Source organism: Pseudomonas sp. G5(2012) (assembly GCF_000408945.1).
Taxonomy (GTDB): Bacteria; Pseudomonadota; Gammaproteobacteria; order Pseudomonadales; family Pseudomonadaceae; genus Aquipseudomonas; species Aquipseudomonas umsongensis.
Map to the genome: position 1 here is coordinate 1 of NZ_APIO01000153.1, position 7803 is coordinate 7803.

Genomic DNA, 7803 nt, shown 5'->3' on the forward strand with positions numbered 1-7803 from the left:
TATGTACGCTGTCAGGCCGCCATCGCGAGCAGGCTCGCTCCTACAGTGGATCGCGTACAGCCGCGAGAGATTGGTCGGCTGTCAGGCTGCCTTCGCGAGCAAGCCCGCTCCCACAGTAGATCGAGTACATCCTCGGGGCGCGGGGGAATTTGCAGCGTCAGCAACACCGCGTATTACATTTCCCGCGCCCAAAACGGGCGTCCTGACGCTCACGGAAAAACGCCTCGTAGGTCATCACCGGCTCGCCCGGATGGCTGATCGCCCTCTGTGCGACATAGTTGTCGTAATCAGGAACGCCCACCATCAAACGCGCGCTCTGGCTAAGGAAACTGGCGGCTTGCTGCAATTTGCGGATCATGGCAGTGCTCTCGATGAGATTTGGACAGCCCGATATAACCCCACTGATGTATCTGCAATGTGTCCGCTTCCCGGCCAATTGTATTTTCATGTATTCAAGCCCCCGCGACCTTTTGGCGCATGACCGGCTGGCCATCGATTGACCGCCAACGGGCAACAGTTTGTTAACATCCCTGCGCTTTTTTTCGCCTGATCCGTCAGGCACTGTGTTTTCTCTGTTGCACACAGGAAGCTTTTTTCCATGAGTACGTTGTATTCCCGCCGCACAGTCCTGCAAGGCATGAGCCTGTTGAGCCTCGGCCTGCTCGCCGGCTGCGATGACAGCAGCAAGCTGTCGTTCAAATACGGCAAGGACCTGAGCGACAAGATCATGGGCCGCTCCTTCAAGCTCAAGGACACCGAGGGCGAAACCCGGATGCTCGGCAGCTACCAGGGCATGATGCCGATGATCTTCTTCGGCTTCACCCAATGCCCGGCGGTCTGCCCGACCACGCTGGCCCGCGCCGCCCAGGCGAAAAAACTGATGGGCCGCGATGGCGAGCGCCTGCAAGTGATCTTCATCACCCTGGACCCTGAGCGCGATACACCCGAGTTGCTCGACAAATACGTAAAGGCCTTCGACCCGAGTTTCGAGGCGCTGTACGGCACCCTGGAAGAAACCGCCGCCACCGCCAAGGAGTTCGGCGTATTCTTCGAGAAAGTCCCAAGCGGCGATACCTACACCCTGTCCCATACCGCGACCAGCTTCGTGTTCGACTCCCGTGGCAATTTGCGCCTCGGCCTGTCCGCGTCCCTTACCGCTCAAGAGTGCGCAGAAGACCTGCTCACCGTCATGGAGGTTTGCTGATGACTTCGTTTTGCGCACCACGTATCAAGCAGCTTGTACTGGGAATGGCCCTGATCGGCATGGCGTGGCAGGTGTCCGCGCAAACCCGGGTCAGCGATGCCTGGGTCAGGGCGACGGTGGCCGGTCAGCCTTCGAGCGGCGCCTTCATGACCTTGCAGGCCGACAGCGACAGCAAGCTGCTCAGCGTGCAATCGCCCGTGGCGAAGACGGTGCAGGTTCACCAGTCGAGCATGAAGGACGATGTGATGAGCATGCAGCAGGTCGAGTCCGTGGCATTGCCGGCCGGCAAGCCGGTGAGCTTCGATCCCCATGGCTACCACGTCATGCTCATGGACCTGACGGGCCAGATCAACGAAGGCGATAGCGTGCCACTGACCCTGACCGTGGAAAACGCCAAGGGCGAGAAAGAAACGATCCAGGTGAACGCGCCGGCTAAGGCACTGAATACGATGGATCATGGCAATATGGATCACAGCAAGATGCATTGAGGGTCTGACGGCCTCCGCCATGGAGGCCGCTCTTTGATGGGAGGTGCGTACTGATGACGACGAACACCGAAACCGCCATCCTCGCTGGCGGCTGCTTCTGGGGCATGCAGGATTTGTTTCGACGCTACCCGGGGGTGATTTCCACGCGTGTCGGTTACTCGGAGGGCGATGTACCCAATGCCACCTATCGCAACCATGGCACCCACGCCGAAGCGATCGAAATCGTCTTCGACCCGGAGCAGATCAGCTATCGCCAGATCCTCGAGTTTTTCTTCCAGATCCATGACCCAAGCACCAGAAACCGCCAGGGCAATGACCTGGGGACGAGCTATCGTTCGGCACTCTTTTACCTGGATGACGAGCAGAAACGCATCGCCGAAGACACCGTGGCCGACGTTGACGCCTCCGGCCTCTGGCCCGGCAAGGTGGTCACGGAAATAGCCCCCGCCGGGCCGTTCTGGGAAGCGGAGCCCGAGCATCAGGATTACCTCGAGCATTACCCCAACGGTTACACCTGCCACTTCATACGACCGAACTGGACACTGCCCAGACGTAAATAATGAATCAAGACAGATAACTGCGTTGTACGCAGACCCGTCGATCAATGGCCTGGCGCAACCGTTCACTGTGTTCATCCCACACTTGGGGATCGACTTTGGGTGAACGCATCAGCTCCAGCATGGCCGACTGTGCCGCCGTGTATTCGGCCTGGGCATCGTCGGCCATGATTTTCAAGCGCTCGTACTTGCTCATTTCCAAGCGGCGCAAGGCCAATACCGTTTCGTCAGTGATGACCGTGCTCAAGGTCAATTGGGCTCGATGGGGCGCGATGAACGGCTGGGTCTCCAGGAGAATCGTCCTGGCCCGCTGACCACCCCACTGCAGCGCCAGCGCAAACGGCTCGCGCAGGCTGCGGTCATGAAATTCTTCGCAAATCGAAGAACCATTGGCGGCGTAGATCCCGATGAATACCTGGGTCGTGCCCTGCGGGGTAATGCGCGCCTGGACCTCGATCTGCCTGCCGTCGCACAGTACGTCTTCGTAGCTTTTGACGGGCAGGCGTTTATTGAGCCAAAGCCAGAATTGTGCGCCTCTATGTCGCATCCACTGCCCTCCCCGGACCGATTCCCGAGTAAGGCACAGGATGGTGCTGTTCGCCATGCCAGTGGTCGGCTGATGTGGCAAATAGCTATCAAGCCGACGTCGCCCTTGCCCGCCCCCTTTCAGCTGCCTTGTGGGAAGGAACTGAGCGGTGCCCGACAGCCATCGAAGACGCCTTGAAAGATTCCGCCTATCGGCTACAAATACTCCAGCTATTAGCCGTCTGCCCAAGGGCGGTCTAGCCTTATCTAACGCCGGTGCCGTCTGGCCGGTCGAGACCTGATAAGAAGATAAAGCGGGAGTCAGAAACCGACTAGGCATACCGTGGGTCTTCCCGTTGGCAATTCGCTTGCCAGTGCCGGAGATGCCCATTTGGCCACGATGATCAGTTGATCGACTTGCTGGGCCAACAGCCTGAGTCATTGATTTCACTCACCGCCATCGTGCCCGAAACGGAACGATGGCTGAATGAACACGACCAAAGGTAGCTCACAGATGGGAACTGAAACGAAATGCCCGTTCAATCATGCCGCTGGTGGTGGCACCACGAACCGCGATTGGTGGCCGAACCAGCTGAATCTGAAGATCCTGCACCAGCACTCGTCCCTGTCCTCCCCCGCGGACGAGGGCTTCAACTACGCCGAGGCGTTCAAGGCCCTGGATTTTGCCGCGCTCAAGCGTGACCTGACCGCGTTGATGACTGACTCTCAAGACTGGTGGCCTGCGGACTTCGGACATTACGGACCGCTGTTCGTGCGCATGTCCTGGCACGCCGCGGGCACCTACCGTACAGGCGATGGCCGAGGCGGCGCCGGCTCTGGCCAGCAACGCTTTGCGCCGCTCAACAGTTGGCCCGACAACGTCAGCCTGGACAAGGCCCGCCGCCTGCTGTGGCCGATCAAGCAAAAGTACGGCAACAACATTTCCTGGGCCGACCTGATCGTCCTGACCGGTAACGTCGCGCTCGAAACCATGGGCTTCAAGACCTTCGGCTTTTCCGGTGGCCGGCCTGACGTCTGGGAACCGGACGAGGATGTCTACTGGGGCTCGGAAAACAAATGGCTGGGTGGCGACGTACGCTACGACAAGGCGCAAAAAGCCATGCAGGAGCCCGGCGAAGGCCCACTTGTCGCTGAGCCCGGGGAAAATGAGGAGAGCCGTACCGAGCAAGGACGCAATCTGGAGAACCCGCTGGCGGCCGTGCAAATGGGCCTGATCTATGTCAACCCGGAAGGTCCGGAAGGCAACCCGGACCCGGTAGCCGCCGGCAAGGATATCCGCGAGACGTTCGGCCGCATGGCCATGAATGACGAGGAAACCGTGGCGCTGATTGCCGGCGGTCACGCATTCGGCAAGACCCACGGCGCTGGCCCTGCCGACAATGTCGGTGCCGAACCCGAAGCCGCTGGCCTCGAAATGCAAGGGCTGGGCTGGAAGAACAGCTTTGGCACCGGCAAAGGCCCCGACACCATCACCAGTGGCCTGGAAGTGACCTGGACCACCACGCCGACGAAATGGAGCAACAACTTCCTGGAGAACGTATTCGGTTTCGAATGGGAACTGACCAAGAGCCCGGCAGGCGCCCATCAGTGGACGCCGAAGAACGGTGCTGGCGCCGGGATCATTCCTGACGCGCACGATCCAACCAAGCGTCGCAACCCGACCATGCTGACCACGGACCTGGCGCTGCGCTTCGACCCGATCTATGAGCCGATTGCACGGCGCTTTCTGCAGAACCCCGATCAACTGGCCGACGCGTTCGCCCGTGCCTGGTACAAGCTGCTGCACCGCGACATGGGCCCGCTCTCGCGCTACCTTGGCCCGGAAATGCCCAATGAAGAACTGCTGTGGCAGGACCCGATACCTGCAGTCGATCATCCGTTGGTAAACGACAGCGACGTCGCGGCCCTGAAAAGCGAACTGCTGGCCTCGGGTCTGTCGGTCTCGCAACTGGTCTCGACGGCCTGGGCCGCGGCGTCCAGCTTCCGCGGTTCGGACAAGCGCGGCGGTGCCAATGGCGGGCGCTTGCGCCTGGCTCCACAAAAGTTCTGGCAGGCCAACCAGCCCGAGCAACTGGCGGGGATACTTTCAAAACTGGAGAGTATCCAGCAGGAATTCAACGCCGGTGGCAAGAAGATCTCCCTGGCCGACCTGATCGTGCTCGCCGGTTGTGCAGGCGTTGAACAGGCTGCTAAAAATGCCGGACACACGATCACGGTGCCTTTCTCGCCGGGGCGCACAGACGCTTCCCAGGAGCAGACCGATGTCGAATCCTTCGGTTTTCTCGAACCGATTGCCGATGGCTTCCGCAATTACCTCAAGGGGCGATACCGCGTATCGGCAGAGTCGCTGTTGATCGACAAGGCACAGTTGCTGACCCTCACAGCGCCGGAAATGACCGTGTTGATTGGCGGCATGCGCGTGCTCAACACCAACGTCGGGCAGACTTCCCACGGCGTCTTCACCACTCGGCCCGAGGCACTGACCACCGATTTCTTCACCAACCTGCTGGACATGGGCGTGGAGTGGAAACCGGTGTCGGACGCCCAGGAAGAGTTTGAAGCAAGCGATCGCAAGACCGGCCAGAAAAAGTGGACGGGGACGCGAGTCGACCTGGTCTTCGGCTCCAACTCGCAATTGCGCGCGCTGTCGGAGTTCTATGCCAGCAACGGCGAGGAAAAGTTCGTGAAGGACTTTGTGGCGGCCTGGACCAAGGTGATGAACCTGGACCGCTTCGACTTGAGGTGAGCAGCCCCATAGGGTGAGTTGACGAGCGCGCAGCCTTGACTGCGCGCTCGACGGTCACTCAGTGGGGTGCGCGATGGATGGTCTTGAGCAGGTCTTCGGGGCTGATGTGCCCGACGACCTGCTGCACACTGCCCGGTTGCGGCAGATCGAGGATATGCCCCTTCATCTTGCCGATCACGTGCATCTCGCACGGCTTGCAGTCGAATTTCAACGTCAGCACTTCGTCGCCGTGGATCAACTGCATCGGGGCGACCTTGGTGCGCACGCCCGTCACGCCCTTGGCCTGCTTGGGGCACAGGTTGAAGGAGAACCGCAGGCAGTGCTTGGTGATCATCACCGGGACTTCGCCGGTTTCTTCATGGGCCTCGTAGGCCGCATCGATCAGCTTGACCCCGTGACGGTGATAGAAGTCGCGGGCCTTCTGGTTGTAGACGTTGGCCAGGAACGACAGGTGCGACTCCGGATACACCGGCGGCGGGCTGGTCTCGGCCTTGCGGCCACCCCGTGGATGGGCCTGGATGCGTGCAGCGGTCAACACCTCGATCACTTCGCGACGCAAGGCCTTGAGCTGCGAGTTGGGAATGAAGTACGCCTGCGGTGCATCCAGCTTGATGTCGGTGGCGTGGTATTCGGTGGTGCCCAATTGCCCCAGCAGGTCATGCAGTTGCTCAAGGGCCTGCTGCGGCTTGTTGGCCACACCGAATGGACCGTCCAGGGCAACGCTGGCGCTGACGCCCTCTTCGCTGGTGGCGGTCAGTTCCAGGCGCTCCTCGCGCAAGCGGGCGACCCAGGACAGACCGATCCGGCGCTCGGCCGAGGTTTTTTGCAGCGCTTGGGCCCAGTTGTGATCCAGGTTGCGACTCAGCGGGTGATTCGGGCGCAACTGGTGCAAGCCCTTGGGCATCTCGTTGGGCTCGACGCGGTAGCGATAGCGCTTCTCGCCGTCTTCTTCGAACTCGCCTTTAGCTTCTGCGATGTTGGTCCGCCAACCCACCACTTCACGCTTGACCAGTACGTTGAGGCCGTCACCGTTGGACAGCGGCTCGTGGGTGACCACCAGCAGATCGCGCTTGCCGACTTTTTCCACCACGCCCACGGGCAGGCCGGTGAAGGTCGGCGAGTCGAAGGCGCCGATGTCGATCTTGCGTTCGCTGACGAAGTAGTCGGTACTGCCTCGGTGGAAGGTCTTGTCCGGATCGGGCAGGAAGAAATGCGCGGTGCGGCCGCTGGACGCGCGGGCCAGGTCCGGACGGTCTTCGAGCACGGCGTCCAGGCGCTGGCGGTAGTAGGCGGTGATGTTCTTCACGTAGCCCATGTCCTTGTAACGCCCTTCGATCTTGAACGAGCGCACGCCAGCTTCCACCAGTGCACGAATGTTGGCGCTCTGGTTGTTGTCCTTCATGGACAGCAGGTGTTTCTCGTAGGCGATCACCCCGCCCTTCTCGTCCTTGAGGGTGTACGGCAGGCGGCAGGCCTGGGAGCAGTCACCGCGGTTGGCGCTGCGGCCGGTCTGCGCGTGGGAAATATTGCACTGGCCGGAAAACGCCACGCACAACGCACCGTGGATAAAGAACTCGATCGCCGCCTCTGTTTCATCGGCAATGGCGCGGATCTCTTGCAGGTTCAGCTCGCGGGCCAGTACCAGTTGCGAAAAGCCGGCCTGGTCGAGGAACTTCGCCCGCTCCAGGGTACGGATATCGGTCTGGGTGCTGGCGTGCAGCTCGATCGGCGGGATGTCCAGCTCCATCACACCCAGGTCCTGGACGATCAGCGCGTCGACACCGGCGTCGTACAGTTGATGGATCAACTGGCGGGCCGGCTCCAGCTCGTTGTCGTGCAGGATCGTATTGATCGTGGTGAACACCCGGGCGTGGTAGCGATGGGCGAACTCCACCAGCGCGGCGATATCGCTCACCTCGTTGCAGGCGTTGTGGCGCGCGCCGAAACTCGGGCCACCGAGGTAAACGGCATCGGCGCCATGCAGGATCGCCTCACGGGCGATGGCCACGTCACGGGCGGGGCTGAGCAATTCCAGGTGATGTTTGGGCAGGGACATATATTTTTTAGTCAGGCTGTCACGGTCGAGGCGCGCATTGTAGCGGTGAAATGAGCGCGGGGCACCCGTGTACTGCCAGGTGGCGGGTTCGGGAGCGAACCTTCAACATCGCATGTACCGCATAAACCCTGTAGGAGCCCGGCTTGCCGGCGAAGGCGGCCTTATAGGCGAATCTATTTTTACGGTGTACATATCCATTCCTGCGG

The 7803-nt window shown here is 60.8% G+C and carries 7 protein-coding genes; 4 read left to right on the top strand and 3 right to left on the bottom strand.

Translation table 11 applies throughout. The features are described from left to right. Nucleotides 1–157: 157 nt before the first annotated feature. Nucleotides 158–358 (bottom strand): YbdD/YjiX family protein, encoded by a 201-nt coding sequence (locus tag PG5_RS30605; RefSeq protein WP_033044098.1) that lies wholly within the window; start codon nt 356–358, stop codon nt 158–160. Between the two features lie 240 nt (nt 359–598). Between PG5_RS30605 and PG5_RS30610 the strand changes: the two genes are divergently transcribed. Genes PG5_RS30610 through msrA form a run of 3 tightly spaced genes read left to right on the top strand, consistent with a single transcriptional unit; the run spans nt 599 to nt 2252 of the window. Continuing rightward, entirely contained in the window at nt 599–1204 is a 606-nt protein-coding gene (locus PG5_RS30610; RefSeq protein ID WP_020800942.1) for an SCO family protein, read from the top strand. Continuing rightward, nucleotides 1204–1692, top strand: a complete 489-nt coding sequence (locus tag PG5_RS30615) for a copper chaperone PCu(A)C (RefSeq protein WP_020800944.1) — start codon at nt 1204–1206, stop codon at nt 1690–1692. The genes PG5_RS30610 and PG5_RS30615 overlap by 1 nt, the downstream gene beginning before the upstream one ends. Nucleotides 1693–1745: 53 nt before the next feature. Continuing rightward, entirely contained in the window at nt 1746–2252 is a 507-nt protein-coding gene (msrA, locus tag PG5_RS30620) for a peptide-methionine (S)-S-oxide reductase MsrA (RefSeq protein ID WP_020800945.1), read from the top strand. A gap of 4 nt (nt 2253–2256) precedes the next feature. On the opposite strand, the gene PG5_RS30625 is transcribed toward msrA, so the two are convergent. Further along, nucleotides 2257–2796 (bottom strand): hypothetical protein, encoded by a 540-nt coding sequence (locus PG5_RS30625; protein ID WP_020800946.1) that lies wholly within the window; start codon nt 2794–2796, stop codon nt 2257–2259. Nucleotides 2797–3288: 492 nt separating this feature from the next. Between PG5_RS30625 and katG the strand changes: the two genes are divergently transcribed. Further along, a complete protein-coding gene (katG, locus tag PG5_RS30630) occupies nt 3289–5541 on the top strand; it encodes a catalase/peroxidase HPI (RefSeq protein WP_020800947.1) in 2253 nt (750 codons plus the stop codon). Between the two features lie 58 nt (nt 5542–5599). Here the strand turns inward: katG and PG5_RS30635 are convergent, their stop codons facing one another. After that, nucleotides 5600–7597, bottom strand: a complete 1998-nt coding sequence (locus tag PG5_RS30635) for a U32 family peptidase (RefSeq protein ID WP_020800948.1) — start codon at nt 7595–7597, stop codon at nt 5600–5602. Nucleotides 7598–7803 lie beyond the last annotated feature (206 nt).

Coding starts and splice junctions, on each gene's coding strand:
- PG5_RS30625 (WP_020800946.1), bottom strand. CDS start 2,796: ATGCGACATAGAGGCGCACAATTCTGGCTTTGGCTCAATAAACGCCTG.
- PG5_RS30615 (WP_020800944.1), top strand. CDS start 1,204: ATGACTTCGTTTTGCGCACCACGTATCAAGCAGCTTGTACTGGGAATG.
- PG5_RS30610 (WP_020800942.1), top strand. CDS start 599: ATGAGTACGTTGTATTCCCGCCGCACAGTCCTGCAAGGCATGAGCCTG.
- PG5_RS30635 (WP_020800948.1), bottom strand. CDS start 7,597: ATGTCCCTGCCCAAACATCACCTGGAATTGCTCAGCCCCGCCCGTGAC.
- PG5_RS30605 (WP_033044098.1), bottom strand. CDS start 358: ATGATCCGCAAATTGCAGCAAGCCGCCAGTTTCCTTAGCCAGAGCGCG.
- katG (WP_020800947.1), top strand. CDS start 3,289: ATGGGAACTGAAACGAAATGCCCGTTCAATCATGCCGCTGGTGGTGGC.
- msrA (WP_020800945.1), top strand. CDS start 1,746: ATGACGACGAACACCGAAACCGCCATCCTCGCTGGCGGCTGCTTCTGG.